This is a genomic window from Paenibacillus mucilaginosus 3016 (assembly GCF_000250655.1).
GTDB classification, from domain to species: Bacteria; Bacillota; Bacilli; order Paenibacillales; family NBRC-103111; genus Paenibacillus_G; species Paenibacillus_G mucilaginosus.
The window spans coordinates 6,589,127-6,616,095 of record NC_016935.1 but is presented as its reverse complement, the minus strand read 5'-3'; the positions used below and the strand labels follow the sequence as shown (position 1 = coordinate 6,616,095).

At 62.4% G+C, this 26,969-nt stretch carries 18 protein-coding genes and 1 pseudogene; 17 read left to right on the top strand and 2 right to left on the bottom strand.

Translation table 11 applies throughout. The features are described 5' to 3' along the window. The first annotated feature begins 67 nt into the window (after positions 1-67). The 12 genes and pseudogenes from grpE to PM3016_RS27260 all read left to right on the top strand — a co-directional run bounded on the left by grpE (position 68) and on the right by PM3016_RS27260 (position 11,968). Positions 68-658: a nucleotide exchange factor GrpE gene (gene grpE, locus PM3016_RS27310; protein ID WP_013917838.1), complete on the top strand. Its 591-nt coding sequence runs from the start codon at positions 68-70 to the stop codon at positions 656-658. A 56-nt stretch (positions 659-714) separates the two neighbouring features. Next, entirely contained in the window at positions 715-2,553 is a 1,839-nt protein-coding gene (gene dnaK / locus PM3016_RS27305; protein ID WP_013917837.1) for a molecular chaperone DnaK, read from the top strand. A 165-nt stretch (positions 2,554-2,718) separates the two neighbouring features. After that, positions 2,719-3,837 carry a molecular chaperone DnaJ gene (dnaJ, locus tag PM3016_RS27300; protein ID WP_013917836.1) on the top strand — a complete coding sequence of 373 codons (1,119 nt, stop codon included), beginning with the start codon at positions 2,719-2,721 and terminating at the stop codon, positions 3,835-3,837. 378 nt (positions 3,838-4,215) lie between these two features. After that, positions 4,216-4,365: a YfhD family protein gene (locus PM3016_RS37625; RefSeq protein ID WP_013917835.1), complete on the top strand. Its 150-nt coding sequence runs from the start codon at positions 4,216-4,218 to the stop codon at positions 4,363-4,365. A gap of 15 nt (positions 4,366-4,380) precedes the next feature. Beyond that, a complete protein-coding gene (locus PM3016_RS27295) occupies positions 4,381-4,776 on the top strand; it encodes a hypothetical protein (protein WP_014652293.1) in 396 nt (131 codons plus the stop codon). A gap of 252 nt (positions 4,777-5,028) precedes the next feature. Continuing rightward, positions 5,029-6,003: a 50S ribosomal protein L11 methyltransferase gene (gene prmA, locus PM3016_RS27290; protein ID WP_013917832.1), complete on the top strand. Its 975-nt coding sequence runs from the start codon at positions 5,029-5,031 to the stop codon at positions 6,001-6,003. 10 nt (positions 6,004-6,013) lie between these two features. Then, positions 6,014-6,691, top strand: a complete 678-nt coding sequence (locus PM3016_RS27285; RefSeq protein WP_013917831.1) for a site-2 protease family protein — start codon at positions 6,014-6,016, stop codon at positions 6,689-6,691. 134 nt (positions 6,692-6,825) lie between these two features. Then, the gene (locus PM3016_RS27280) at positions 6,826-7,596 is read left to right on the top strand and encodes a 16S rRNA (uracil(1498)-N(3))-methyltransferase (protein WP_013917830.1); all 771 of its coding nucleotides are present in this window, start codon (positions 6,826-6,828) and stop codon (positions 7,594-7,596) included. Then, on the top strand, positions 7,597-9,003 hold the full coding sequence (gene mtaB, locus PM3016_RS27275; protein ID WP_014371673.1) for a tRNA (N(6)-L-threonylcarbamoyladenosine(37)-C(2))-methylthiotransferase MtaB: 1,407 nt from the start codon (positions 7,597-7,599) through the stop codon (positions 9,001-9,003). Positions 9,004-9,177: 174 nt separating this feature from the next. Next, the gene (locus tag PM3016_RS27270) at positions 9,178-9,606 is read left to right on the top strand and encodes an NUDIX hydrolase (RefSeq protein ID WP_013917828.1); all 429 of its coding nucleotides are present in this window, start codon (positions 9,178-9,180) and stop codon (positions 9,604-9,606) included. Positions 9,607-9,751: 145 nt separating this feature from the next. Then, entirely contained in the window at positions 9,752-11,122 is a 1,371-nt protein-coding gene (locus PM3016_RS27265; protein WP_014371672.1) for a class I SAM-dependent rRNA methyltransferase, read from the top strand. Between the two features lie 260 nt (positions 11,123-11,382). Then, a pseudogene (locus tag PM3016_RS27260) lies at positions 11,383-11,968 on the top strand (nitroreductase family protein). 658 nt (positions 11,969-12,626) lie between these two features. Here PM3016_RS27260 and PM3016_RS27255 read toward each other — a convergent pair. After that, entirely contained in the window at positions 12,627-13,508 is an 882-nt protein-coding gene (locus tag PM3016_RS27255; protein ID WP_013917825.1) for a hypothetical protein, read from the bottom strand. A gap of 224 nt (positions 13,509-13,732) precedes the next feature. Then, on the bottom strand, positions 13,733-14,161 hold the full coding sequence (locus tag PM3016_RS40275; RefSeq protein WP_238540330.1) for a hypothetical protein: 429 nt from the start codon (positions 14,159-14,161) through the stop codon (positions 13,733-13,735). A 43-nt stretch (positions 14,162-14,204) separates the two neighbouring features. Here PM3016_RS40275 and addB point away from each other — a divergent pair, with 43 nt between their 5' ends. From addB to PM3016_RS27235, 5 genes are all read left to right on the top strand, one after another. Next, on the top strand, positions 14,205-17,792 hold the full coding sequence (gene addB / locus PM3016_RS27250) for a helicase-exonuclease AddAB subunit AddB (protein ID WP_014371670.1): 3,588 nt from the start codon (positions 14,205-14,207) through the stop codon (positions 17,790-17,792). Between the two features lie 120 nt (positions 17,793-17,912). Next, positions 17,913-22,067 carry a helicase-exonuclease AddAB subunit AddA gene (gene addA / locus PM3016_RS27245; RefSeq protein ID WP_014371669.1) on the top strand — a complete coding sequence of 1,385 codons (4,155 nt, stop codon included), beginning with the start codon at positions 17,913-17,915 and terminating at the stop codon, positions 22,065-22,067. 45 nt (positions 22,068-22,112) lie between these two features. Beyond that, complete coding sequence (locus PM3016_RS27240) at positions 22,113-23,291, top strand: exonuclease SbcCD subunit D (protein ID WP_013917820.1); 1,179 nt, start codon at positions 22,113-22,115, stop codon at positions 23,289-23,291. Positions 23,292-23,465: 174 nt separating this feature from the next. Next, positions 23,466-25,199 (top strand): AAA family ATPase, encoded by a 1,734-nt coding sequence (locus PM3016_RS41485; RefSeq protein WP_014371668.1) that lies wholly within the window; start codon positions 23,466-23,468, stop codon positions 25,197-25,199. Then, positions 25,196-26,887: an SbcC/MukB-like Walker B domain-containing protein gene (locus tag PM3016_RS27235; protein ID WP_014371667.1), complete on the top strand. Its 1,692-nt coding sequence runs from the start codon at positions 25,196-25,198 to the stop codon at positions 26,885-26,887. Before PM3016_RS41485 ends, PM3016_RS27235 begins: the two co-directional genes overlap by 4 nt. Positions 26,888-26,969 lie beyond the last annotated feature (82 nt).

Below are 26,969 nucleotides of genomic sequence, written 5' to 3'. Positions count from 1 at the left end.
GAAACGGGGCATAAGGGGCGGGAGTACCAGCCGCCCCGCGGCCGAATCGGTTAAGGAGGTGACAATATTGAATACGGAACAGAAAGACGGCGCAGGGGTAAACCCGGAGGCAGCCGGTGACGCAGCCGAACAGGAAGCGAAGGCTACATATGAGCATGGCGAAACGGAAGCGGCCCACGAGGAAGCGGAAGTGGAGCAGAACCCTGTGAACCAGGAGATCGAGCAGCTGAAGAAGCAGCTCGAAGAGCAGCAGGGACGCGTACTGCGCGCTCAGGCCGACTTCGACAACTTCCGCCGGCGTACGCTGAAGGAGAAGGAAGACTTCGCCAAGTACGCTTCGCTGAAACTGATCGAGCAGCTTCTCCCCGTGGTGGATAACTTCGAGCGGGCTATGGCAGCCAGCCGTGACAATAAAGACTACGACGCCCTCATCAAAGGGGTTGACATGATCTTCCGCCAGCTGGACGGCGTTCTTACGAACGAGGGTCTGAAGCCGATGGAAACCGTGGGTACACCTTTCAACCCGGAGTTCCACCAGGCGATTATGCAGGTGGAGTCGGATGAACACGAGGAAGGCATCGTTGTGGAAGAAGTCCAGAAGGGCTACCTCCTCAAGGATAAGGTTCTTCGTCCGGCTATGGTTAAAGTGAGCTCATAGCATATAGATGGCAGTAAAAGGATTCAACATGAAATTTCTAAGGAGGCCTTTTCCTCATGAGTAAAGTAATCGGTATTGACCTTGGAACCACGAACTCCTGCGTAGCTGTCATGGAAGGCGGCGAGGCGGTTGTTATTCCTAACCCGGAAGGGAACCGTACGACTCCTTCCGTGGTAGGCTTCAAGAAGGACGGCGAGCGCGTAGTAGGCGAAACCGCGAAGCGTCAAGCCATCACCAATCCGGACCGCACGATCATGTCGATCAAGCGCTACATGGGTACGAACCATAAGGAAAACATCGACGGTACGGACTATTCCGCACAAGAAATCTCGGCTATGATTCTTCAAAAGCTGAAGGCTGATGCGGAAGCCTACCTCGGCCAACCGGTTACCCAAGCGGTTATTACCGTTCCGGCTTACTTCAACGACAGCCAGCGTCAAGCGACGAAGGATGCGGGCAAGATCGCGGGCCTCGAAGTGCTGCGTATCGTCAACGAGCCTACGGCTGCAGCTCTGGCTTACGGCCTTGAGAAGTCCGAAGACCAGACGATCCTGGTCTATGACCTCGGCGGCGGTACGTTCGACGTATCGATCCTCGAGCTCGGCGACGGCTTCTTCGAAGTAAAGGCGACTTCCGGTGACAACCGTCTCGGCGGCGACGACTTCGACCAAGTCATCATCGACCACCTCGTAGCCGAGTTCAAAAAAGAGCACGGCATCGACCTCAGCAAGGACAAAGCGGCGGTTCAGCGTCTGAAGGATGCGGCCGAGAAGGCGAAGAAAGAGCTCTCCGGCGTACTCACGACGCAAATCTCCCTGCCGTTCATCACGGTGGTAGACGGCGTGCCGCAGCACTTGGAGCTGTCCCTGACCCGTGCGAAGTTCGAAGAGCTGTCCGCGACTCTCGTCGAGAGAACGATGGGCCCAACGCGCCAGGCGCTGAGCGACGCCGGCCTGTCGGCCGACAAGATCGACAAAGTCGTGCTCGTGGGCGGATCGACCCGTATTCCAGCCGTACAGGAAGCCGTTAAGCGCCTGATCGGCAAAGAGCCTCACAAGGGCGTCAACCCGGATGAAGTCGTTGCCCTCGGTGCAGCGGTTCAAGCGGGCGTCCTGACGGGCGATGTCAAAGACGTGGTGCTCCTCGATGTAACTCCGCTGTCCCTGGGTATCGAAACCGCCGGCGGTGTCTTCACGAAGATGATCGACCGCAACACGACGATCCCTACGACGAAGTCGCAGGTGTTCACGACGTATGCCGACAACCAGCCTAGCGTGGAAATCCACGTTCTGCAGGGTGAGCGTGCGATGGCAGCCGACAACAAGACGCTCGGCCGTTTCATCCTCGGCGACATTCCTCCGGCTCCGCGCGGTATTCCGCAGATCGAAGTAACCTTCGATATCGATGCGAACGGGATCGTTAACGTTACGTCGACGGATAAGGGCACAGGCAAGAGCCAGAAGATCACCATCACTTCCTCGAGCGGCCTCTCCGATGAAGAGATCGACCGCATGATGAAGGAAGCCGAAGCTCACGCCGAAGAAGACCGCAAGCGCAAAGAGCTCGTCGAAGTGCGCAACAACGCGGACCAGCTCGTCTACTCCGTCGACAAGACGATCAAGGACCTCGGCGACAAGGTTGACCCGTCCGAGATCGAGAAGGCCAACGAAGCCAAGGAGAAAGTCAAGAAGGCGCTCGAAGGCGACAACCTCGAGGAGATCAAAGCGGCAACCGAGCAGCTGACCGAAGTGGTGCAGCAGCTGTCCGTGAAGCTGTATGAGCAGGCGTCCCAGCAGGGTGGAGCTCCTGAAGGCGGCGAGCCGCAGGGGAATGCCGGCAAAGGCAAAGACAATGTAGTGGATGCCGATTACGAAGTCGTTGACGACAAGAAGTAAGAGGTATGTTAGCATTAGCATAGTACAAAGGGGAGTCAAAGCCGCACGCCGGCTTTGACTTTCCGTCTGTAGAAGATGGGTGCGGAAGGCATGCCGGCGGGCGGCGGACAGAAGGACGGTCCGTCGTGCCGGAGCCTTGCCAGCCCTGGGAGTAGGAGTGGAACGATGAGCAAACGTGATTTCTATGAGGTGCTGGGGGTCAGCAAGGACGCTTCGCAGGAAGAGATCAAGAAGGCGTACCGCAAGCTTGCCCGCCAATACCACCCGGATGTCAACAAAGCGGCTGACGCCGAATCGAAATTCAAGGAAGCCAAAGAAGCCTACGACGTGCTCAGCGATGACCAGCGCAAGGCCCAGTACGACCGGTTCGGCCATGTGGATCCGAACCAGGGCATGGGCGGCGGCGGAGCGCAGGACTTCGGCGGCTTCGGCGACCTCTTCGACATGTTCTTCGGCGGAGCCGGCGGCGGACGCCGGAATCCGAACGCGCCCCAGCGCGGCAACGATCTGCAGTACACGATGACCATCGAGTTCAAGGAGGCCATCTTCGGCAAGAAGATGGACATCCAGATTCCGCGGACCGAGAACTGCGAAACGTGTCACGGCAGCGGGGCCAAGCCCGGAACGAAGCCGGAGACCTGCGGTGTCTGCCACGGCAGCGGCCAGCAGGAAGTTGTGCAGAACACGGCCTTCGGCCGTATCGTGAACCGCCGCGTCTGTTCCGCGTGCCAAGGCCAGGGGCAGATTGTCAAGGACAAGTGTTCAACGTGCCACGGCGCGGGCAAGGTAAAGAAGCAGCGCAAGATCAACCTGAACATCCCGGCCGGCGTGGACGACGGAGCCCAGCTTCGCGTCTCGGGCGAAGGCGAATCGGGGACCCGGGGAGGCCCTCCGGGCGACCTGTACGTGGTGCTCCGCGTGAAGCCGCATGATTTCTTCGAGCGCGAAGGCGACGACATCTACTGCGAAGTGCCCCTGACGTTCGTGCAGGCGGCACTGGGCGACGAGATCGAGATCCCGACGCTGACAGAGAAGGTCAAGCTCAAGATTCCGGCGGGCACCCAGACGGATACGTATTTCCGCCTGAAGGGCAAAGGCGTTCCGCGCCTGCGCGGCTACGGCCAAGGCGACCAGCACGTCAAGGTCGTCGTCGTCACGCCGACGAGCCTTAACGAAGACCAGAAGGAGCTGCTCCGCGAATTCTCCCGCACCAGCGGCGAGCATACGCATGAGCAGAACCAGTCGATCTTCGAACGGATGAAGAAAGCGTTCCTGGGCGATTAAGTTGGTGTAGGGAGCAACCCTATCACACGCAAGAATATGGCTCAGCACGCAAAAAGAGCACGGCAGCGGTAACTCAGCTGCCGTGTTTTTTTATTTTTTAAAAGCAGGGAGCAGCGCAAACCGGGGAATGCGTATGGGGTGGAAAGTTTACGCGCCGCCTTTGACCTCGTGTCCTCACCTCTAATCCAATTCTAATGGGACACGAGGTCAACAGCGGCTGGAACCCCATACGTATTCCCTCCAAGCGCGTCAAAAGCATCACCCAGCACACACGCGTAGATAGGGTTTGCGCTGCGCCCTGCGCATATTCCCCTGGAATTTGCGGACAATACCAAAGCGGCATACATCCGCAAGATTGAAGGGAAGGGAGTGTCCACCATGAGTCGCGGAAATCAGGAGCGGTCGAGAAGCCAGCTGCCTATCGCCAAAAATGAGGATGTCGAATTCTCCAGCGAGCTGGCGGATGCCAATGATTTGGAAGCGCAGGAACGCGCAGATCTGGCCGATGCCAGACAAGAGCGGGAATAGGAAGGGATAGAAGCAATGGCAGAGCAGAGCATAATGGCCTATTTTCATTCTCCGGCGCAGGCCGAGAGCTGTATCGGAAAGCTCAAGGCCCTGCGCGCATCGGAAGTGCGCGTAGACCAGTTCGGCGAGTATCCGGGCCCGGGCGTTCAGGAGACGATGAACCCGATCACCGGGAATATTCCGTCGCTGGGCTTCTTAACTCTGGGCGCATCGGGACTTGACCGCAACTCTGGTGTCCTGGCGGCCACCGAAACGGATGCCAGCGGATTCGGGGGGACCATGGCCGATGTTATGGAATCCTTCTCCCAGGAGGATGTGTCGCGCCGCGATACGCTGCTGACGGTCATCATCGACGAGTCCGTAGCGGAGCAGGCAAGACACATTATCCGGGAAGCTGGCGGGACCGCTTAGTGCGTCCGCATTTTCCGTGTCTCCCGTACGGCAGTTCACAACGGTTCTTCGCATGATAAGTTCATGCGGGGGGCCGTTTTTTTCATCATAAGAATGGACAGGGGAGGCCGTATATCCTGCGGCCCGCAGACCCATATTTTTACCCGGGACCTAACTTGTTGTATACTAGGAGTTATGCATGTTTGGATAGTAGAGGGCAGACAGTCCTGTGTGCTGCCAACTGCTGAAGTGAACTATAGGAGGGACTACCCTGTGCGTTACCATGAAATTACCGTACATACAACCGAAGAAGCCATCGAGATGATCTCTAACTTTATACATGAGCTGGGAGCCGGCGGGGTTTCGATTGAAGAATCGGGCACGCTGAACAAAAAGCGGGACACCTCGCTCGGCCAGTGGTACGAAATGCCGCTCAACGACATTCCGGAAGGACGTGCCGTGATCAAAGGCTATTTCACCGAAGGCACGGAGATGGGCCCGATCGTGAACGAGCTCAAGGAGCGGATCGAGCAGCTGGCGGAATTCGATATCGATACAGGCCATCCTACGTACGAGCTGCAGGATGTGGACGATGAGGACTGGGCGAACGCCTGGAAGCAGTACTTCAAGCCGCTGCGCATCTCCGAGCGGCTGACGATCAAGCCGACGTGGGAAGAGTACACGCCGGGACCGGAGGAAATCATCCTTGAGCTCGATCCGGGCATGGCCTTCGGCACGGGGACGCATGCGACAACGGCACTGTGTCTGCGGACGCTCGAGAGCGTCATTCAAGGCGGCGAAGACGTGATCGACGTAGGGACAGGCTCCGGGATCCTGGCGATCGCGGCGGCGAAGCTGGGCGCGAAGCATGTGCTGGCGCTCGACCTTGATCCGGTCTCGGTCTCCTCGGCAACGGAGAACACGCACCTGAACGGCCTGGATGACCGCATCACGGTGAAGCTGAGCGACCTGCTCGGCGTGCTGAAGGAGAGCGGCACGCAGGAGGGGGCATCGGTCGGCGTGAAGCTGCCGGTGCAGATCGTGGTGGCGAACATCCTGGCGGAGATCATCCTTCTCTTCGTGAAGGATGTCTATGACGCCCTGGTGTCCGGCGGTACCTACATCGTCTCGGGCATCATTCTGCCGAAGCAGGAATCCGTGGAAGAGGCGCTGAAGGCGGAGGGCTTCGAGATTGCCGGCCGCAACGTCGAGGGAGACTGGGTCGTCATCATCGCGAGAAAGCCGTAGGTGCCTCCTCGTGGATTTGAATTTTCTGGCTTATCCTGTTGAGCATCTTCCGTTTGTGTTCCTGGCCCTGCTGCTCGGGTTTACCGTGCATGAGTTTTCCCACGCGATCCTGGCCGACAAGTTCGGGGACCCAACCCCCCGTTCGATGGGCCGGGTGACGCTGAATCCCCGGGTGCACTTAGACGTGCTCGGGACGATCTTTTTCCTGATCATCGGCATCGGGTGGGCGAAGCCGGTTCTCGTGAACCGCAGCCGCTTCGCTTCGCCCCGGCTGATGGGCATCCTGGTCTCCGTGGCCGGGCCGGTCAGCAACCTCGTGCTGGCTTTGATTTCAGTTATCATTTATTTTGCGCTGATCCGCTTCGGAGTGCTGACCGGTGCTTCAGTGGGGGTCAGGGACGCCCTGTCCCTGTTCTTCAACTACCTGGTCAGTCTGAACGTGCTGCTTTTCATCCTGAATCTGATTCCGTTCCCGCCGCTGGACGGGTACCGGATTCTGGAGGACCTGCTGCCGCGGCGTGTCATGCTGAAGGTGAAGCCTTATGAGCAGTGGCTCTTTTATGCGATCCTGCTCATGTTCTTCATCCCGCCGCTGCGTAACGTAACCCTGGGTCCGATCTTCGCGCTGCAGGATCCCATTATGAATGGAATGCAGGCGCTCGCAGCCGGCCTGCTCGGCATGAGGTAAGCATCGTCAGGAGAATGATGGGAACGCTGGTATTCCCGGCGCAAAACGTGTATGATGGAGGATGACCGTTTCTACATGATTTTCTATGTACAAGCGGTCTGACTATTTTGGCTGAAGAATGAAGGGTAATCCGCATGCAGAGATATTTCATCGAGCCGGCGCAGTGGGCCGGGATGACGGTAACGATTACAGGCGATGACGCGCACCATCTGATCAAGGTCATGCGTGCCCGTCCGGGCGACGAATGCATCGTCAGCGACGGTGTGAGCCGGGAGGCGCTGGTTCGTCTTCAGACGCTGGAAGGCGGCCAGGTGCTGGCGGAGGTCGCGGAAGAGCTCCCGATGGAGAATGAGCCCCGGGTGGAAGTCTGGGTGGCACAGAGTCTCCCCAAGGGCGACAAGATGGAGCTCGTGATCCAGAAAGGTACGGAGATCGGCGCTTCCCGCTTCATTCCGTTCACTTCGGAGCGGACCGTCGTGCAGCTAGACGGCAAGAAAGAAGGCAAACGTACCGAGCGCTGGCAGAAAATCGCCAAGGAGGCGGCGGAGCAGGCGCACCGCAACCGGGTTCCTTCGGTCGAAGGGGTCCGCACGTGGAAGAGCCTGATGGAGCTCGCAGGCGAAGCCGACGCGGCTCTGTTCTGCTATGAGAAGCAGGGGGAGCAGGCGCTGAAGTCGGTCATTCGCGGCGTGCTCGCAGGCCGGAAGCCCGAGGAGGGCAGGGCGAAGCTGCTGCTCATCATCGGACCGGAAGGTGGCTTCACCGAGCGTGAAGCCATGGAGGCGGAGAACGCAGGCTGCCGGCCCGTCGCCCTCGGAAGACGGATACTGCGGACAGAGACGGCCGCAATGGTGGGCCTGACCTGTATTTTATATGAAGCCGGAGAGATGGGAGGAGAAGAATAAATGGCAACAGTCGCTTTTCACACACTGGGCTGTAAGGTAAACTTCTACGATACGGAAGCGATCTGGCAGCTGTTTAAGCAGGAGGGGTACGAGCAGGTTGATTTTGAATCGACGGCCGACGTGTACGTCATCAATACCTGCACGGTAACGAACACCGGCGACAAGAAGAGCCGCCAGATGATCCGCCGGGCGGTCCGCCGCAATCCGGAGGCGATCGTAGCGGTGACGGGCTGCTATGCCCAGACGTCTCCTGCGGAGATTCTGGCGATTCCGGGCGTGGATCTCGTCATCGGGACACAGGACCGCGACAAGATCATGACGCTCGTGAAGCAGATCGAAACGGAGCGCCAGCCGATCAACGCGGTGCGCAACATCATGAAGACGCGGGCGTTCGAGGAGCTGGACGTGCCGGATTTTGCCGACCGGACCCGTGCCTTCCTCAAGATTCAGGAAGGCTGCAACAACTTCTGCACCTTCTGTATTATCCCATGGTCCCGCGGCCTCATGCGCAGCCGGGACCCGCAGAGTGTCATCAGCCAGGCGAAGATGCTCGTGGAGTCCGGCTTCCAGGAGATCGTCCTGACGGGCATCCATACCGGCGGCTACGGCGAGGACATGGAAGACTACAGCCTCGCGAAGCTGCTGTGGGATCTCGACAAGGTTGAAGGCCTGAAGCGGATCCGGATCTCGTCGATCGAAGCGAGCCAGATCACCGATGAGGTGCTCGAGGTGCTTCAGAAGTCCGGCAAGATCGCACGCCACCTGCATATTCCTCTGCAGGCGGGCAGCGATGATGTGCTGAAGCGGATGCGCCGCAAGTACACGACCGCCGAGTTCGCGTCGAAGATCGAGCACATCCACCGCATCATGCCGGGCGTGGCCATCACGACGGACGTGATCGTAGGCTTCCCAGGTGAGACGGAGGAGATGTTCCGCGAAGGCTATGCCTTCATGGAGCGGATGGGCTTCTCCGAGATGCACGTGTTCCCTTACTCCAAGCGGACCGGCACGCCGGCCGCACGGATGGAGGACCAGGTGGACGAGGAGATCAAGAATGCCCGCGTGCATGAGCTGATCGACCTGTCCGAGCGCATGCAGCTTGCTTATGCCGAGCGTTTTGTCGGCGAAGTGCTGGAGGTTATTCCGGAGCGCGACTACAAGGGGCAGCCGGGCAGCGGACTCATCATGGGCTACTCGGATAACTACCTGCAGCTCGTGTTCGAGGGCAGCGAGGAGTGGATCGGCCGCGTATGCCGTGTACGGGTCACCGAAGCGGGCGTAAACGAGTGCCGGGGCACCCTTGTCGAGGTGCCGAGCGAAGCGGGCGTGGTCACGCTGCCGAAGAGACAGGCGGCACAGCAGGCGGCCGAGTCGATTCCGGGGCAGGCGGCCAAGGCAATTGTCTGAGAGCGGCGGGGCATGAATGGAGCGGTTCGTCCATGGGCCGATCAAGGAAAGTGACCGAGGCGCGATGAGAATACACAGAAGGCTTTCATCTGCTGCGCCGGGGAGGGCGGGTTCGCCGGTTCCCCCGGGCCGGCAGATGGAGTCTTTTCCATTTGGAGACGGAAGGGTGGTCATATGAAAGAAATTTCGGCGGGAGGCGTGGTGTACCGCAGGGCTGACGGAGGAATTCAGGTGCAGATGATCCAGGACCGCTACGGTAAGATCACCCTGCCCAAAGGGAAGATGGAGCCGGGCGAAACCGTCGAAGAGACGGCCCTGCGCGAAATTCTCGAGGAGACGGGCATCACGGGGACGATCCGTGAGCCGCTGGAGACCATTACCTACCAGTTTACGCTCAGCGGTGTGGGGGTAGTGGACAAGGAGGTTCATTACTACCTTGTGGAAGCGACCGGCGGAACGCTGCAGGCCCAGGTGGAGGAGATCCGCGGGGTAGAGTGGCTCCATCCGATGGAAGCGTGGCATCAGCAGAAGAATTCGGGCTATGGCAACAACGATACGGTACTGCAAAAAGCATTGGCTGCCCTCGGTTTTCAGGTAGGCTGAATCGGGCGGCGGTCTGATGGACATTACATAAAAGGATGATCCCAAGGGTTCAGGCCGCAGGCGGGTGAGGATGCTGCCTGCGGCTGCTCTGTTCCTGCGGGGCTGCAAGGGATTCCGTCCTACTAAAGACATTGGAGGCTGTTTTATGGCCGTAGTGGTTTTACAAAAGAAGCGCAAGAAGAGACTGGAAGAAGGCCATCCGTGGGTGTACCAGTCCGAGATTGATCGGGTGGACGGCGAAGCGGTGCCGGGCGGACTTGTTGCCGTACACGCGGCCAACGGGCAGTACTTGGCGACGGGCTACTATAACCCCGCATCCCAGCTGGCTGTACGGATCGTTTCTCTGGAACGGGTGGAGGAGCTTACCCGCGAGTGGTTCGTCAGCCGTCTGCAGGACTGCAGAGAGCACCGGGAGCGGTTCCTGCCGGATACGCGTTCCTATCGCCTGGTCTATGGCGAAGCGGACTTTCTCCCCGGGCTCATCGTCGACAAGTTCGAGGATGTGCTGGTCGTCCAGATTCTGACGCTCGGCATGGAGCGTGCACGGGAAGCTCTGGTTGCGGCGCTGGTCGAAGTCATGGCGCCCGCCGGCATCTACGAACGCAGCGATGTGTCGGTCCGCGGGCTGGAAGGGCTGGACCAGCGCAAAGGGCTGCTCTACGGGGAAGCCCCGCGGCATATTACGATCCGGGAGAACGGGCTACTGATGCAGGTTGACATCGAAGAAGGCCAGAAGACCGGCTACTTCTTCGACCAGCGGGAGAACCGCGCGGCCATTGCCCCGCTGATGAAGGGCTGGGGCCGGCGCAGCGGGATCGAAGTGAAGCCGCTCGTGCTGGATGACGGCACTTCGAAGCTCGTGCCGGTCAACAAGAGCGGCAAGGAAGTGACATTCCCGTTCTGGGATGGTGCGACGGTGCTCGAATGCTTCTCGCATACCGGCAGCTTTACGCTTCATGCCTGCCAGTACGGGGCGAAGAAGGTGACGTGCCTCGATATCTCGGAGCACGCGGTGGAGACGGCCCGCAGCAACGTCGAGCTGAACGGCTTCGGCGACCGGGTGGAGTTCGTTGTGGCCGATGCGTTCGACTACCTCCGCCAGCAGGCCAAAGGGCTGGAGCAGCGGCAGGAGCGCGGCCAGGCCGGGCAGAAGAAGGTCGATACGTCCGTTCGTCTCGAAGCTCAAGGCCGCTCGTGGGACGTGGTAATCCTGGACCCGCCGGCATTCGCCAAGTCCCGCAGCAGCGTGGAAGGCGCCTGCCGGGGCTACAAGGACATCAATCTGCACGGCATGAAGCTGGTCAACGAAGGCGGCTATCTCGTTACGGCGAGCTGCTCGTATCATATGAAGCCGGAGCTGTTCCTGGAGACGGTGCTGTCTGCCGCCCAGGATGCGGGCAAGACGCTTCGTCTGGTGGAATTCCGCAACGCGGCGAAGGACCACCCGCGTATTCTCGGGGTGGATGAAGGCAACTACCTGAAGTTCGCGATCTTCGAAATCCGCAGCCGCCGATAAGCGGAGGCTCGGAAGCACGCCTGACCCGCTCGGTCTCCATCTGGAGGCTGGCGGGTCTTTTTGGCGCGGGCTGCTGGGGCTGGTTGGGGAATACACCTGCTGGATTCACCTTGTGCATGCTGCGAACCGTTTGGCTTGAAAAGAGGAGTGAATGGAAGCGGCAGGTTCCGATGCACGGTTCCTTTTCGCCCCCGGAGGCGATATAATGACTGGGATGGCTGCTGCAGCTGGGGCTGCGGTACAAAGTGGAGGTGCGGATAATGAATACGGGCATGAGTATTGAAGAAGCGATCCGAGGCCGGCGGACAACCGGACGCGTAACGCAGGAAGAAGTGGATCAGGCACTGATTGAATCCATTCTGGAAGCGGGCAACTGGGCGCCAAGCCACCACGGCACGGAGCCGTGGAGGTTCTTTGTCCTGACGGGCAGCGGCCGGCAGCGATTGGCCGACGCTTATGTGGATATTGCGGCTGAAGGGCTCGGGGAGCTGACGCCGGAGGCGCAGGAGGAGCTGCAGCGCAAGCATGGGTCCAAGGCGTTCCGGGCGCCGACTGGTCATCGCTGTCGCGGTGTCGCCTTCGGAAGCGAAGGGTGTGATCCGCATCGAGGAGTTCGCTGCGGCGCATGCCGCCGTGCAGAACATGCTGCTGATGACTCATGCGCTTGGACTTGCAGGGATCTGGCGCTCGGGTGAGCCGATGTACCACCCGCGGATGAAGGAGGCCTTTGCTCTCACGGAGAAGGAAGAGATGGTCGCCCTGCTCTATATCGGGTTTCCGGCTCAGGCTGCGCCGGAAGGAAAGCGCCGTCCGGTGGAGGAGAAGACGGTCTGGTTTACGGACTGACCTCTCGGCGTGTTCATAAGCGGGCGTAATACGTAGGCGCACGCTCCTGCTGGGCTTCCCAGCGGCTCAAAGTCAAAGAAGCTTACACATCCTATGGATTTGTAGGCTTTTTTGGTGCCTGAGGGCTCGTAGAGAGCTCGTAGTTTCATTTTTGCACTCCGTTATGCTTCGCATAAAGGTCGCTATCAAAAATGAAATACATCGCAGGCAGGAAAACCAAGAAAAGATAACAGATACTTCGCAGGGCAGACGAACGTCAGATGCCTAGGCTCGTAGTTTCATTTTTGCGCTCCGTTATGCTTCGCATAAAGGTCGCTGTCAAAAATGAAATACATCGCAGGCAGGAAAACCAAGAAAAGATAACAGATACTTCGCAGGGCAATCAATAAAAGACAGCAGATACGTCGAGGGGCAGGAAAACCAAGAAAAGATAACAGAAACGTCGCGGGGCAATCAAGAAAACATAAAGAATACGTTGCAGGGCATTCATCCAAGATTGCCCTGTCGGCTCCAATAAGCCTTGTGCTGGACAGGGGAACGTGTGTTCCTTATGCCGAAAAGTGGTACTAATGATGCTAAAAGCGATAGAAGCCCGGGGCGATGGTTGTCTTCACCATCAAGCTCCGGGCTTCTGTACAGTACAAATATAGTTTGCAGCTTACAGCGCCTGCTTGTAGCCCGGCGCCGGGCTTCGCAGGCCGCTGCCGATCCGCAGGGAGGAGATGCGCTCGGGTGTCCGCTTCTCGACGTGCTTCAAGGTAGCCAGTACGGCCTTCTGGACAGCCGGCGTCGGATCCTTGAGCAGCCGCTTCCACGAGCGGGACAGCCGGTCCCAATGAGCGGAGACTTCGCCGGAAGCGAAGAGATAGACCGCGTGTACACGCACATTGGAATCGGCGCTGCCGATCCATTTCGATAGACGGTGGGTGATTTCCTCCGGGTAGGCGGGAAGGAGCAGTGGACCCAGAGTATGAACGCTGAGCGTCTTTTTGACGTCAGCATGCGTATCGCGCAGCAGAGGTTCGAGGAGGTCGAAGAGGGTGCCGGCCCAGACCGGATTGCGCGTCTTGGCGGCCGCACGGATCGCATGCAGTGCGGACAGACGCACGGTCGGCACGCGGTCGGTGACCCAATCGACGAGCTGCAGCGAGAAAGAGTCAAAATGCTTCACGAGCAGCGTACCGCAGGCCTCGGCCGCCCACTTGCGCACCGGGGCGTGGGGGCTGCCGGCCAGACGCTTCAACCGGTCCGATACGGGTCCCGGGTGCAGTGCGTACTGGCCCGTGAGCAGGAATACGGCCATCTCCTGGCCGGTTTCGCTGTCCGTCTCCGTGAAGCGGAGCGCCAGCTCCATCAGCTTGGCAGGGTCGCTGAGCAGAGCGGATTCGACCGCTTGAAGAGATCTATGTTTGAAAGCCTGCAGTTCCACACCGGACAGCTGCGAGGCGGAAGTATCCAAAGCCTTAAGAAGTTGAGAGAAAGAGCCGTCGGCAGCAAGACCCGTCAGTAGCGATTCCAAACCGGGGTGTTCAGCTATCATGTGCAGCACTCCTTCAAATAGGATCATATAACAGCATTTTACAACAAAACGAACAGGAGAACAAGTGTTCTCTATCAAAAAATGTGCTATAATCGGTAGAACATCCAGAAGTCTCCTTGTCCCATGGCGAACGAATATTTGGTAGAATAGAAGAATTCCCAAAGTACAGGATGAAACTTGGAAAGCTGGAAGCAGGAAAGCTGGAAGGTCACCAAGCGGTGTAGTTAAAGAGAAGAGCCAATGTATAGAAAAGAACCGACGATAGAAAAGAACCGACGATAGAAGAGAACCGACGATAGAAGAGAACCAACGATAGAAGAGAACCAACGATAGAAGAGAACCAACGATAGAGAGAACCCGCTGCAGAAAAAGAGCACGAAGTAAGCATGAAGACCGCAAGAAGAAGCAAATGAAAGAAGAAACGTACGAAGACAGAAGAAAAGCTCGAATAGCAACAAAGCATACGCACGATGCGAAGAAATTTGCATGGACAGAAGAAATGTGCGAACGGAAGAAAATCGCAGCTGCTGGACGCTTTTTTCTCCACAGCTCATGAAACGCAGCAGGCAAACATCGGCAGGCCCGTGCGGCAGGCCTTTAAATAACAGCTTACGCCGGATGGCGAAAGCGGCATTGAGGTGCAGCGATGGCATATCGTTTCGTGCTCGGCAGGGCCGGGAGCGGCAAGACGACATATTGCTTGAAAGAATTCAGGAGCGGCTCGGGGAGCGGCCGGACGGGCGCCCGATCATCTGGCTCGTGCCGGAGCAGGCAACCTTCCAGACGGAGTATGCCCTTGTGAACGGCTCGGGCCTCGGCGGAACGATGAGGGCGCAGGTGCTGAGCTTCCGCCGGCTGGCCTGGCGGGTGATGCAGGAGGTGGGGGGAACGGCGCGGCTGCCGATCGACGAGATCGGGAAGAAGCTGCTGCTCCACCGCATTTTACATAGAGGAAAGGACCGGCTGCGGAGATTCCATGCTTCGGCGGACCAGATGGGCTTCATTGACAATCTCAACGACATCCTCAGCGAGCTCAAAAGGTACTGTGTGGCTCCCGAGGATCTGGCCGCCTTTTATACCCGCAAATTCGGGGACGGCGGACCGGGCGGAGGGTCCCTGGAGGACAAGCTCCACGATCTGCAGGTCGTGTACGCCGAATTCGAGACGGAGCTCTCGAAGCTGTACCTCGACGGCGAGGATTACCTGACGCTGCTGGCCCGGCAGCTGCCCGAATCGGCTTATGCGCAGGGAGCCGAGGTATGGGTCGACGGGTTCCACGGCTTTACGCCCCAAGAGCTGGCGGTCCTCGTGAAGCTCGGGGAACGCGCGGATCGGGTGACGATCACGCTCTGTCTGGACCGGCCGTATCTGCCAGGGGAGCCGCTGAACGAGCTGGAGCTGTTCCATCTTCCGGCGCGCACGATGCAGAAGCTGCAGGAGCTCCTGCGGGAGGCGCAGGTGGACGTGCTGGAGCCGGTGGTGCTGCCGGCCGCACCTCCGGCCCGATTCGCCGCACAGCCGATGCTCGCTTACCTGGAAGCCCACTGGGATGACCGGGTGAAGCAGCCCTGTCCGGTCGTTCCGCTCGAACGCAGCCTCTCGCCGCTTCATATAACGCAGGCGGCGGGAAGAAGGGCCGAGGTGGAAGGGGCCGCCCGCGATATCATCGCCCTCGTGAGGGACCGGGGTCTGCGCTGGAGGGACATCTCGGTATCCCTGCGCGACATGGAGTCGTACTGCGACCTGATCAAGGCCACATTCGAGGATTACGGCATTCCGCATTTCTTCGACGTGAAGCGGTCGATCCTTCATCATCCGCTCGTCGAGCTCATCCGCTCCTCCCTCGAGGCATGCGGCAACCACTGGAAATATGATGCGGTGTTCCGCAGCATCAAAACGGGCTTTTTCATCCCGATGCCGGGGGAGAATGTCGATCCCGAGACGGGAATCCGCATCGACCGCCACGCCATGGACCAGCTCGAGAACTATGTGCTTGCCTTCGGCATCCAGGGCAGCCGCTGGACCGACGACAAGGACTGGACCTATTCCTACCGGACCACGCTGGAGGACGACGGGGAAGCCCGGGCTGCGGACGAGGCGTTCCTGAAGCGGATCAATGCCTGCCGCAGACAGGTGTCGGCTCCGATGGGCGAGCTGTACCGGCGAATGAAGGGGAGAAGGGAAACGGTCCGGGAACGCGTCGAGCATCTCTACGGGTTCCTGACGGGGCTCCGCGTGCCGGAGCGTCTCGAGTATTGGAGCCAGAAGGCGCTGGGCGAAGGGGAGCCGGAGACGGCGCGCATGCACGGACAGGTGTGGGACCGGGTGATGGATGTGCTCGACCAGCTTGTGGAGCTGATGGGGCAGGAGACGGTCACGCTTGAGCTGTTCACGGATCTGCTGGAGACGGGTCTCGAGAGCATCCGGCTGGGCCTCGTTCCGCCGACGCTTGACCAGGTGTTGGTCGGGTCCATGGACCGGACGCGTTCGGGGCGCATCAAGCATACGTTTGTTCTCGGGGCGACGGAAGGGGTTATGCCCGCGAAGATGCCGGAAAAAGGACTGCTGACCGAGAGCGAGCGCGAGTTCCTCGCGCAGAGCGGGCTCGAGACGGCGGACACCGGACGCAGAAGGCTGCTCGACGAATCGTTCCTGATGTACTATGCCTTCTGTACGCCGAGCGAAGGCTTGTGGCTCTCTTATCCGCTGGCGGATGAGGAAGGGCGCAGCCTGCTGCCGTCGGATATCATCCGGCAGATCAAGCGAATGTTCCCGTCCGTCAAGGAAAGGCTGCTGCAGCACGATCCGGAAGCCGAAGGGCACCCGGGCGAGCATATGGAATACGTCTCGCGTCCGGGACCGGCATTCTCACTGCTGTCGGTTCAGCTGAGGCAGTGGCTGCGCGGGGCCCCGATGAACGTCGTATGGTGGTCGGTGTACAACTGGTTTACCCGCCTGCCCGAGCACGATAAGGCCCAGGAACTGTCGCGGATGGTGAAGGCGCTGCGGTATACCGGCGGGGCGATGCGTCTGTCGCCGGAGACGAGCCGGCTGCTGTACGGAGATCTCATCCAGACCAGCGTGTCCCGGATGGAGCGCTTCGTGGCCTGTCCGTTCTCCCAGTTCGCCTCCCACGGGCTGCGGCTCAAGGAGCGGCGGATCTTCCGGCTCGAGGCGCCGGATGTCGGCCAGCTGTTCCATGCGGCGCTGAGCAGCTTCGTGGAGCAGGCTGAGCGGGAGCAGATGGACTGGCACGCGCTGACGCCGGAGGAGTCCGCCAAGCGGGCGGCCTTCGTCATCGATACGCTGGCCCCGAGACTTCAGGGGGAGATTCTCCTGAGCTCGGAGCGGTATTTGTACATTGCCCGCAAGCTGAAACAGGTGGTCGGCAGAGCCGCCCTGATGCTCGGCGAGCACGCCAAGCGGGGGCAGTTCCGGCCGATCGGTCTCGAAGTGGGCTTCGGCGCAGGTCAGCAGATTCCTCCGCTTCACTATGCGCTGCCGAACGGGGTGCAGATGGAGCTGCGGGGGCGCATTGACCGGATCGACCGCGCGGACACCGACAAGGGGACGCTGCTGCGGGTCATCGACTACAAGTCGAGCGCGAAGTCGCTGAATATGGCGGAGGTGTACTACGGCCTGTCGCTGCAGATGCTGACTTACCTCGACGTCATTCTGACCCATGCCCCGGTGTGGCTGGGCAAAGAAGCCGAGCCGGCCGGCGTGCTGTACTTCCACGTGCACAATCCGCTGCTGAACGCCAAGAACGGCATGACGGCGGAGCAGATCGACAAGGAGCTCAAGAAGCGGTTCAAGATGCGGGGCCTGCTCAAGGCCGACCCGGATGTCATCACGCTCATGGACAGCCGGCTTGCCGGCTCCAGCGGCCATTCGGAGCTGCTCCCTGCGGCGCTCAAGGCGGACGGATCGTTCTACAAAACCTCATCCGTCGCGTCGGAGGAGCAGTGGAACACGGTGAGGGAGCACGTGCGCAACACGATCCAGGAGATCGGCACGTCGATGACGGACGGCGAGATCGGGGTGCATCCTTACCGGATGGGCCAGAACATCGCCTGCAGTACCTGCTCCTTCCGACCCGTCTGCCAGTTCGATCCGCAGCTCGAAGACAATGAGTACCGGATCCTTCCGCAGATGGGCAAGGAATTGGCGTGGGATCTTATGGCGAAGAAGAACAGCAAAGCGGAGGAGAAGAGGAAGCGGAGCGCGTTCCGAAGGCTCCTCCCGGAGCTCGAGGGGACGCGGCAAGCCGCAGGAGAAGGATGAAGGCCATCTTCCGGAAGAAGGGCAGCTTCTCTTCCGGCTCGAGGAGAACGGCGAGGAGAATGACCCGATGCTGACAGACATGAATGAAGGCCGTACGGCGGAAGAAGGAGGTCCCAAAGAATGAGTGTCCGTTACATCCCCAAGCCGGAAGGCAGCACGTGGACCGACGACCAGTGGAATGCGATCGCGATCCGCGGTCATTCCATGCTGGTGGCGGCGGCGGCCGGCTCCGGCAAGACGGCGGTGCTCGTCGAACGGATTATCCGCCGGATTGCTGACGAAGCCGATCCGGTCGACGTCGACCGGCTGCTCGTGGCGACCTTCACGAAGGCGGCGGCGGCCGAGATGCGGCACCGGATATCCGAGGCGCTCGAGAAGGCGCTGAACGCGAACCCGGAATCGGAGCATCTGCGCAGGCAGCTGGCCCTGATTCCCCGGGCGTCCATTACGACGCTGCACTCCTTTTGTATGGAAGTGATTCAGCGTCACTACCAGCGGATCGGACTCGATCCGGGCTTCCGGATCGCCAACGAGACCGAGACGGCACTGATGCGCCAGGACCTGCTGGAAGACCTGCTCGAGGAAAAATACGGCTCATCCCCCGAGGACGACCCGTTCTGGCTGCTGGCCGATTCCTTCAGCGGCGACAAGAGCGACGACGCGCTCTTTCAGCTGATCCAGCGGCTCTACGACGACTCGCGGAGCCATCCGTGGCCGGAGCACTGGCTGCAGGCGTGTGCCGCCATGTTCGAGACGGCGGAGCTGGAGGAGAACAGCCCCTGGATCCAAAGCCTGAAGGCATACGTGCGAGTTGAGCTTCAGGGAGCGGAGGCGCTGCTGCTCGAGGCCGAGGATACGGCGAACCTCCCCGGAGGGCCGGACCCGTACCTCGCCAATCTGCAGGATGACCTGTCCGTCGTCCGGGAGCTGTGCGGGAGAGCGGAGCATGGCACGTGGGCTTCGCTCTACGAGGCTTTCCAGACGGCATCGTTCGGGAAGCTCAAGGCCTGCAAGGGCGACGGCTACGACAAGGAGCTGCAGGAGCGTGTCAAGGAGCTGCGCGGAGAAGCGAAGGACCGGATCGGCGACCTGAAGGAGGAGCTCTTCGCCCGGACGCCGGAGCAGTATGCGGCGGAGCTGCGGACGGTGGCTCCGCTGATGCGGCTGCTCGTGGAGGTCGTGCTGGAGTTCGGCGGGCGTTTCCGCAAGGCGAAGCTGGCCAAGGGGTTGGTTGATTTTGCCGATCTCGAGCACTACTGCCTTAAGATTCTCTCCGGCGAGGGCGCCGGACCGGAAGGCCTGACGCCGTCTGCGGCTGCGCTCGAGTACCGGGAGCAGTTCGTGGAAGTGCTGCTCGACGAGTACCAGGATACGAACCGCGTGCAGGAGGCGATCGTCGAGCTCATCGCGCGGGAGACCCCGGGCAACCGGTTCATGGTAGGCGACGTGAAGCAGAGCATTTACCGGTTCCGTCTGGCGGAGCCGGGTCTGTTCCAGGAGAAGTACAAGAGCTACCGGCTCGACGGGACGGAACCCGGCCAGCGCATCGACCTCGCAAGGAACTTCCGAAGCCGCCGCCAGGTGGTGGACGGGACGAACTATATATTCCGTCAGCTGATGAGCGAAGGGATCGGAGAGATCGACTACGACGAACGGGCGGAGCTTGCCTACGGGGCGGGTTACCCCGATCCGCTGCCGGGGGGCGAGGACTTCGCTGCGGATCTGGTGCTCATCGACCGTTCGGCGGATGAGGACGTCCGGGGAGCGGGAGCGGACGCCTCCGAGCAGTCTGCGGAGGAGGAAGGCGGCGCAGGCGATGACCTGGCGGCCGAAACGGCGGAGCTCGAGGCCGTCCAGCTCGAAGCCCGTTACATCGGGCAGCGGATCCGCGGCATGCTGGCGGCGGACGGCGACAGAAAGCTGCAGGTCTATGACAAGGCCAGCAAAGGGACGCGGGACGTCTCGTACCGCGATATCGTCATCCTGCTCCGGGCGACGCAGCAGTGGGGGCCTGTGCTCATCGAAGAGCTCAGAGCGATGGGCATCCCGGCGTATGCGGAGCTGAACACGGGCTATTTTACGGCGGTGGAGGTGCAGATGCTGCTCTCCCTGCTGCAGGTGATCGACAATCCTTACCAGGATATTCCGCTCGCTTCCGTGCTCCGTTCGCCGATGGCCGGCCTCGATGACGAAGAGCTGGCCCACATCCGGATCTGCCGGCCGCACGGCCCGTTCTATGACGCGGTGCGCGCTTATGTGAGGGAGGAGCGGAAGGAAGAGGCAGGCGGAGGAGTCTCTCCCGAGCAGGCGGACCGCTTGGCGGATGACTCATCCCAGGACCGGCTTGAAGGAGCCGAGGCGGCCATCTCAGGCGAGACGGACGGACTGCCGCATGAGCAGGCTGCCGGAGAACTGCTTGCGGCGGCCGTACCCCCTTCTTCCAGTGAACGCGCCGGTGACGGAGGGCGGGAAACATCCTCCGCCGAGGATCTTAATGCGGAGCCGGCCTGCGATGCCGGGGAAGAAGACGGATTCCTCCGCAGGGTGGAAGTGCAGGAGAAGCTCAAGCATTTCCTAGGCCAGCTGCGCGCATGGAGAAATTACGCCGCCCAAGGCTCCGTAGCCGATCTCATCTGGCGGATTTACCGCGAGACGAAGGTCCTGGATTTCGTGGGCGGACTCCCCGGCGGCCAGCAGCGCCAGGCGAACCTGCGTGCGCTCTATGACCGAGCCCGCCAATACGAGAACACCTCGTTCCGCGGCTTGTTCCGCTTCCTGCGGTTTATCGAGCGGATGCAGCGCACCGGAGGGGACCTCGGGGCGGCGCGGGCGCTCGGCGAGCAGGAGGACGTTGTACGGATCATGACGATCCACAAGAGTAAGGGGTTGGAGTTCCCCGTCGTTTTCGTAGCGGGGCTCAATAAAGGCTTCAACCGTCGCGATCTCACCGACCCGTTCCTGCTGCACAAGGAGCTCGGCTTCGGTCCGAAGCTGACGGACACGGTGAACCGGGTCAGCTATCCGACGCTGCCGTGGCTGGCGATTAAGCGCAAGATCGGAATGGAGATGCTCGCCGAAGAGATGCGCGTGCTCTATGTCGCCCTGACCCGGGCGCGCGAGAAGCTGATCCTGGTCGCCTCGGTGCGGTCGGCGGAGAAGCTGGCGAAGTCCTGGACCCGGTTCGTCCGGCACCGGGATGCCCGGCTGCCCGACGATGCGCTCGCCAAGGCGCGCAATTATCTTGACTGGATCGGCCCGGCCGTCATCCGGCACCCGGATGCGGAGATGCTGCGCGCGGCGGCGGATGCGGACTTCGAATCCCGGCCGTTCCTGGCCGGGGAAGCCTCCCGGTGGAATGTCCACCTGCTGCGGGGCGACGTGTTCGCCGGGCTCGCGCAGGCGGCGGCCGCCCAGTCGGAATTCAGCGAAGAGCGTTGGGAGCAGGTGCAGCGCTACGAGCCGGTGGACGGCACGGAGCGGTATGAAGCCGAGGTATGGCGCCGCCTGGACTGGGTTTATACGGACGGGGGAGCCTCCAAAGTACTGTCGAAGACCTCGGTGACGGAGCTCAAGCGTCTCTCCGAGCATCACAAGCTGCTCGAGACGCTGTCGGACGAGCCTTCCCCGACCTTGTGGGGAGAGGCGGACGGCCGGCAGGGAACCATCGCGTCGGGCGAGCTTGCAGCCCTTGGCACAGGCGCGGGCTACCGGCCCGTGATTGTGCGCCGGCCCCGCTTCCTCGAGCAGGAGAAGGGCAATGCGGCGGAGCGCGGCACCGTGTTCCACTCCGTGATGCAGCAGATTCCGCTGAAGCCGGCTCCGACGCTGGCCGGCATCCGGGAGACGCTGGCCCGGATGGTGGAGCGGGAGCTCATCACGCCGAAGCAGATGGACATGGTGGATCCCTCGGTCATCCTCGCATTCTTCGAGAGCGGACTGGGGGCCCGGCTGCAGTCGGCTGTAAGCTTACACCGCGAGGTGCCGTTCAGCTTCGCCATGCGGGCGGCGGACGTCAACCCTTCGGTTGAAGCGCTGGCCGCAGAAGAAACCGTTATGCTGCAGGGGGTCATCGACTGTCTGATCGATGAAGGGGACGGGCTCGTGCTCGTCGACTACAAGACCGACCGGCTCAAGGGCAGCTCGCCGCAGGCGGCGGCCGCCCGGTACAAGATGCAGCTCGATCTGTATGGCCGCGCGGTGGAAGCGATCTGGAAGCGGCCGGTTACCGCCAAGTATATATTCCTGTTTGACGGGGCCCATATCGTGCAGATCTAGCAGGCCTGCGACCTGGCTAGTTCGGTAGAGGAAGGAAGAGATAGGATGCGGATTTTACATACGGCCGATTGGCATTTTGGCCGTACCCTGGAAGGGCGGAGCCGGCTGCCGGAGCAGGAGGCGTTCGTCGACGAGCTGGTAGAGCTGGTGCGCGACCAGAACATCGACCTTGTGCTCCTGGCCGGCGACGTCTACGATTCCGTCAACCCTCCGGCAGCGGCCGAGAGCCTGTTCTACGACGCGCTCTCCCGCTTGTCCGATCAGGGGAGGCGGCCGGTGTATGTCATTGCCGGCAACCATGACCACCCGGACCGCCTGGCCGCGGCGGCCCCCTTGGCGGACCGCCTTGGCGTGACGCTGGTGGGCCTGCCGGAAGCGCGGGTCCATGAGACGCATATCGCCAGGACCGGCGAGTCGGCGGTGATCTACATGCTGCCTTACCCGTCGGAGTCCCGGCTCAAAGAGCTGCTCTCGGACGAAGCGGAGGAAACGGTGCTGCGAGCCGCTTATTCGGAGCGCGTGCGCCATATCGCCGAGGAACAGGCGAAGCGGTTCCGGCCGGACACGGTCAATCTGCTCATGAGCCATCTGTATGTGCTCGGGGGCAAGGAGACGGAGTCGGAGCGGCCGATTCAGGTCGGCGGCGCCTATACCGTCGATACCCAGTCGCTCTCGGTCGGTGCCCAATACGTGGCGCTCGGCCATCTTCACCGGCCGCAGAACATCAAGGCGGGGTCACTGATGCGCTACAGCGGCTCTCCGCTGGCCTACAGCTTCTCGGAAGCGGGTCAGGCCAAGTCGGTCACTGTACTCGACATCCGTCCGGGAGCCGAGCCGCAGATGGAGGAGATGTTCCTCTCGAGCGGCCGGCCGCTTGTCCATTGGAAAGCCAAGGGCGGACTCTCCGAAGTGCACCAGTGGCTGGAAGAGGGGAAGGACCCGACAGCGTGGATCGATCTCGAGGTCCATTTGACGGAGACGATGTCGCTGGAGCAGATCCATAAGCTGCGCCAGACCCGGGAAGGGTTCATTCATATCCGCCCTGTGTATCCGGAGATGGAGGCGGTTCTGCAGTCGGAGGCCGTCTCGGCCACCAAAGCGCCGATGGACGAGCTGTTCCGCCGCTTCTATGAGCGGCAGACGGGGGGAGCCCAGCCCGAGCCGGAGCTCGTGAAGCTCTTCCTGGAGCTGCTGGCGGAGGAAGAAGACGACGCAGCGGTGTAGGGCGGCAGGGGAGCCGCTTGAGATCAAGGGAAACAGCAGCTCGCGGCCGGAAGGAGGCCGGAAGCCTGCAGGATTTGGAACCGTCGGGAAACGTAAACCAGCTTCAGGATCCATTCTGCAGATCAAAGGGGACACTCCGCCGGCGGGAGCGGGAACACGAAAGGAGGCTTCTTCATGAGGCCGATACATTTGCAAATCGCGGGGCTGCAGAGCTACCGGGAAGCGCAGGAGATTGATTTCACGGAGCTGACGGGTGCGGGCGTGTTCGGGATTTTCGGACCGACAGGCAGCGGCAAATCGACGCTGCTCGATGCGATGACCCTTGCCTTATACGGCAAGGTCGAGCGGGCGAACGGCGGCACGCAGGCGATCATGAATCAGGCGGAGCAGTCGCTGTCCGTCTCGTTTACCTTTGAGCTGACGTCGGCCGAAGGGCCGAAGCGGTACCGGGTGGACCGCCAGTTCAAGCGGGGAGGAGACGTGTCGGTGCTCGGCTCCCTGACGCGCCTGATTCATTTCCGGGACGGCGAGGCGGTCGTGCTGGCCGACAAGGCCGGCGAAGTCAACAGCCGCATCCAGGAAATCCTCGGGCTGGCGATGGCGGACTTCACCCGGGCGGTCGTACTGCCGCAGGGCAAGTTCGCCGAGTTCCTGACGCTGGCCGGCAAGGACCGGCGGGCGATGCTCCAGCGGCTGTTCCACCTGGAGCCGTACGGCGACCGCCTCAGCGCGAAGACGAGCGGCCGTCTCAAGGAGACGGACGTGAAGATCCGCGCGCTCCAGGCGGAGCAGCAGGGCCTCGGCGACGCCTCGAAGGAGGCGCTGGAGGCGGCGGAAGCCCGCCTGCTCGAAGCCCGCGAGGCCGCCCGCACGGTCCGCGAGCGGCTCGCGGACTGCGAGCGACGCACGGCCGAGCTGCGCGCCGTGCGCGAGCTGCAGCGCGAGCGCGCTGCGCTGGCCGCGCGCCAGGCGGCGCTCGCCGCCGACGCGCCGCGCATCGCCGCGCTCGCCGCACGCCTCGCGCGCGCGGCGCAGGCCGAGCGGCTGCGCCCGCTCGTGCGCCGGCAGCGCGCCGCCGAGGCGCACCTTGCGCAGCAGCGCGAAGCCGCGCAGGCGGCTGCGGCGGCGCTCGGCGCGGCGCAGCAGGCGCTGGCCGCCGCGCAGCAGCGCCAGGCTGCGGCGCAGGGCGCGCTGGCCGCGCAGGAGGCGCCGCTGGCCGCGCGGCTCGAGCAGCTGCGCCAGGCGGCGGAGCTCGCGGCCGAGCTCGCGCAGGGGCGCGAGCGGCTGGCGGCGCTGGCCGCCGAGGGCGCCCGCTGCGGCGAAGCGCTGGCCGCGCTCGGGGCGGAGCGCACACGCGAGGCGGAGCTGCGTGAGAAGGCGCTGCAGCGCCAGGCGCAGCTCAAGGCCGAGCTGAAGCAGGCCGAGGTGCCGAGCGCCTACCGCACCCTCCTGCAGGAGGCGGTGGCGGAGAAGCGGGAGCTGGGCCGGCTGGCGAAGCAGCTCGAGGAGCAGACGGCCGAGCTCGCCAAGCGGCAGAGCGAGCACGAGGCGCTGGAGCGCAGGCGCGCGGAGCTGAAGGAGCGCCGGGCGCTGGAGGCGCAGCGGCGCTCCCCGGCGCCGAGCGGCTGGCTGCGCTGCGCGGCGAAGCCGTGCGCACGGAGCAGTGGCTTGCTGCGGCGGCGGCCCGCGTGCCCGTGGAGACTGCGCGGCTGCGCCGGGAGCAGCAGCAGGCGGAGCTCGGCGTGCTGGCCGCGCAGCTGGCGGCGCACCTGCATGAAGGCGAGGCCTGCCCGGTCTGCGGCGCGGTGGAGCACCCTGCGCCAGCGGGCCGGGGGGCAGACGGAGCAGGGCATGCGCAGGCTATCGAGGCCTGGGAGCAGCTCGAGTTCCCGCTGCGCGAGAAGATGACGGCCGCCGCCCGGCAGCTGATGGCTCTACAGGCGGCGGCCGAAGGCCTGGCTGCCCTGGCGGAGAGCGCTGCGCTGCCGGAGGCCGCGGGGCTGCGCGAGGCTGCGGCCGGCACAGCGCCTGGCGCTGCCGATGATGTCCCGGCGGACCCGGAAGCCGTCCGCAATGGACTTCAGGACGCGGCTGAAGCGCTCACGCAGCTGCAGAAGCAAACGCAGGAGCTCCACGGTCAGCTGCAGCAGTGGACGCGGGAGAGCCGGGAGACGGAGCGTCTGGGGCAGGAGCTTGCGGCCCGGACGGCTTCGGCACAGGGCCTGCTGGACAGCGCGGAGGCGAGGCTGCGCGAGCTGACCGCAGCCCGGGCGACTACCGGAGCGGGCTGGGAGCAGCGGTTCCCCGGCATCCCCGTAGACGGGGTAACGGAGCTGGCGGCGCAGCTGCAGGAGAAGGACCGGCTGGCCGAGGATCTGCGCACCCGGCTGGATAAGAGCGTCACGTTCCTCGAAGAGAAGGGACGGCGGCTGGAGGAGCTTCAGCGGCAGGTGGCCGAAGCGGAGAAAACGGCAGTCCGGCTGTCGGCGGAGCAGGACGCGCTGCAGCGGCAGACCGAGCAGGGCGCAGCCCGGCTGCAGGAGTGGGTCGGCGGAGAGGACGTCAGCCGGCTAGTCCGCGAGGTGCAGGGAGAACTGCAGCGGCTGCGCTCCGCCGCTCAGGAGGCTGCTGATGCGCTCCAAACGGCTTCGGCGGCGCACCAGGATGCGGCGCGTACGGAAGCTGCCGCCCGGCAGGGGGAAGCCTCTGCCGCTGCGGCTGTGCAGGAGCTCGAGACGGAGTGGCTCCAGCTTTCGCAGCAGGAGGGCTTCTCGAGCCGGGACGAGGTCGAGGCGGCCCTGATCGGCGCCGGCGAGCAGGAGCAGTGGGCGGCCGAAGTGGAGGCCCACGGCAAGCAGGAGCATCAGCTGACGGCCCGCGCGGCGGAGATCGACGCCGAGCTTGCCGGGCGCGAGGTCAGCGAAGAAGCCTGGCAGGCGCTGTCGGCGGAGCTGGCGGCATGCAAGCAGGAGGACGAAGCCTGCCTGCAGCAGCGCGCCCGCGCGGAGCGGGATGCGGAGGAGCTGCAGGGCAAGCACCGCCGCTGGACCGAGCTGGAAGAGCAGCGTGCCGCCTGCCAGGAGGAGCTTACGCTGCTCGGCAAGCTCCAGGGCGTGCTCCGCGGCAACGCGTTCGTCGAGTACCTTGCGGAGGAGCAGCTGATGCACGTGTCGAGAGCGGCTTCAGACCGGCTTGGTCAGCTTACACGGCAGAAATATGCCATCGAGGTCGACTCCGGCGGCGGCTTCGTCATTCGCGACGACGCCAACGGCGGGGTCCGCCGGCCGGTCACCACGCTCTCGGGCGGGGAGACGTTCCTGACGTCGCTTTCGCTGGCGCTGGCGCTCTCCACCCAGATCCAGCTCAAAGGGGAGCATCCGCTCGAGTTCTTCTTCCTCGACGAAGGCTTCGGCACCCTGGACGGTGACCTGCTGGATGCGGTCATCTCGGCGCTCGAGAAGCTGCATATGGACAAGCTGACCGTCGGCGTCATCTCCCACGTTCCCGAGCTGCGCGCGCGTCTGCCGCGCCGGCTCATCGTCCATCCGGCGGAGCCGGGAGGGCAGGGCAGCCGGGTTCAGCTCGAAACCATGTAAAGGAAGAGGCATAGAACTATCTCCGCCCGCATAGCTGTTGTATAATAAGAGAGACAACCAGGTACTGCGGGAGGGGACAAGG

Coding starts and splice junctions, on each gene's coding strand:
- PM3016_RS27280 (WP_013917830.1), top strand. CDS start 6,826: ATGCAGAGATATTTCATCGAGCCGGCGCAGTGGGCCGGGATGACGGTA.
- dnaJ (WP_013917836.1), top strand. CDS start 2,719: ATGAGCAAACGTGATTTCTATGAGGTGCTGGGGGTCAGCAAGGACGCT.
- PM3016_RS41485 (WP_014371668.1), top strand. CDS start 23,466: ATGAGGCCGATACATTTGCAAATCGCGGGGCTGCAGAGCTACCGGGAA.
- mtaB (WP_014371673.1), top strand. CDS start 7,597: ATGGCAACAGTCGCTTTTCACACACTGGGCTGTAAGGTAAACTTCTAC.
- PM3016_RS27265 (WP_014371672.1), top strand. CDS start 9,752: ATGGCCGTAGTGGTTTTACAAAAGAAGCGCAAGAAGAGACTGGAAGAA.
- dnaK (WP_013917837.1), top strand. CDS start 715: ATGAGTAAAGTAATCGGTATTGACCTTGGAACCACGAACTCCTGCGTA.
- PM3016_RS27295 (WP_014652293.1), top strand. CDS start 4,381: ATGGCAGAGCAGAGCATAATGGCCTATTTTCATTCTCCGGCGCAGGCC.
- PM3016_RS40275 (WP_238540330.1), bottom strand. CDS start 14,161: ATGCCATCGCTGCACCTCAATGCCGCTTTCGCCATCCGGCGTAAGCTG.
- PM3016_RS27235 (WP_014371667.1), top strand. CDS start 25,196: ATGACGGCCGCCGCCCGGCAGCTGATGGCTCTACAGGCGGCGGCCGAA.
- PM3016_RS37625 (WP_013917835.1), top strand. CDS start 4,216: ATGAGTCGCGGAAATCAGGAGCGGTCGAGAAGCCAGCTGCCTATCGCC.
- addA (WP_014371669.1), top strand. CDS start 17,913: ATGAGTGTCCGTTACATCCCCAAGCCGGAAGGCAGCACGTGGACCGAC.
- PM3016_RS27255 (WP_013917825.1), bottom strand. CDS start 13,508: ATGATAGCTGAACACCCCGGTTTGGAATCGCTACTGACGGGTCTTGCT.
- PM3016_RS27270 (WP_013917828.1), top strand. CDS start 9,178: ATGAAAGAAATTTCGGCGGGAGGCGTGGTGTACCGCAGGGCTGACGGA.
- PM3016_RS27240 (WP_013917820.1), top strand. CDS start 22,113: ATGCGGATTTTACATACGGCCGATTGGCATTTTGGCCGTACCCTGGAA.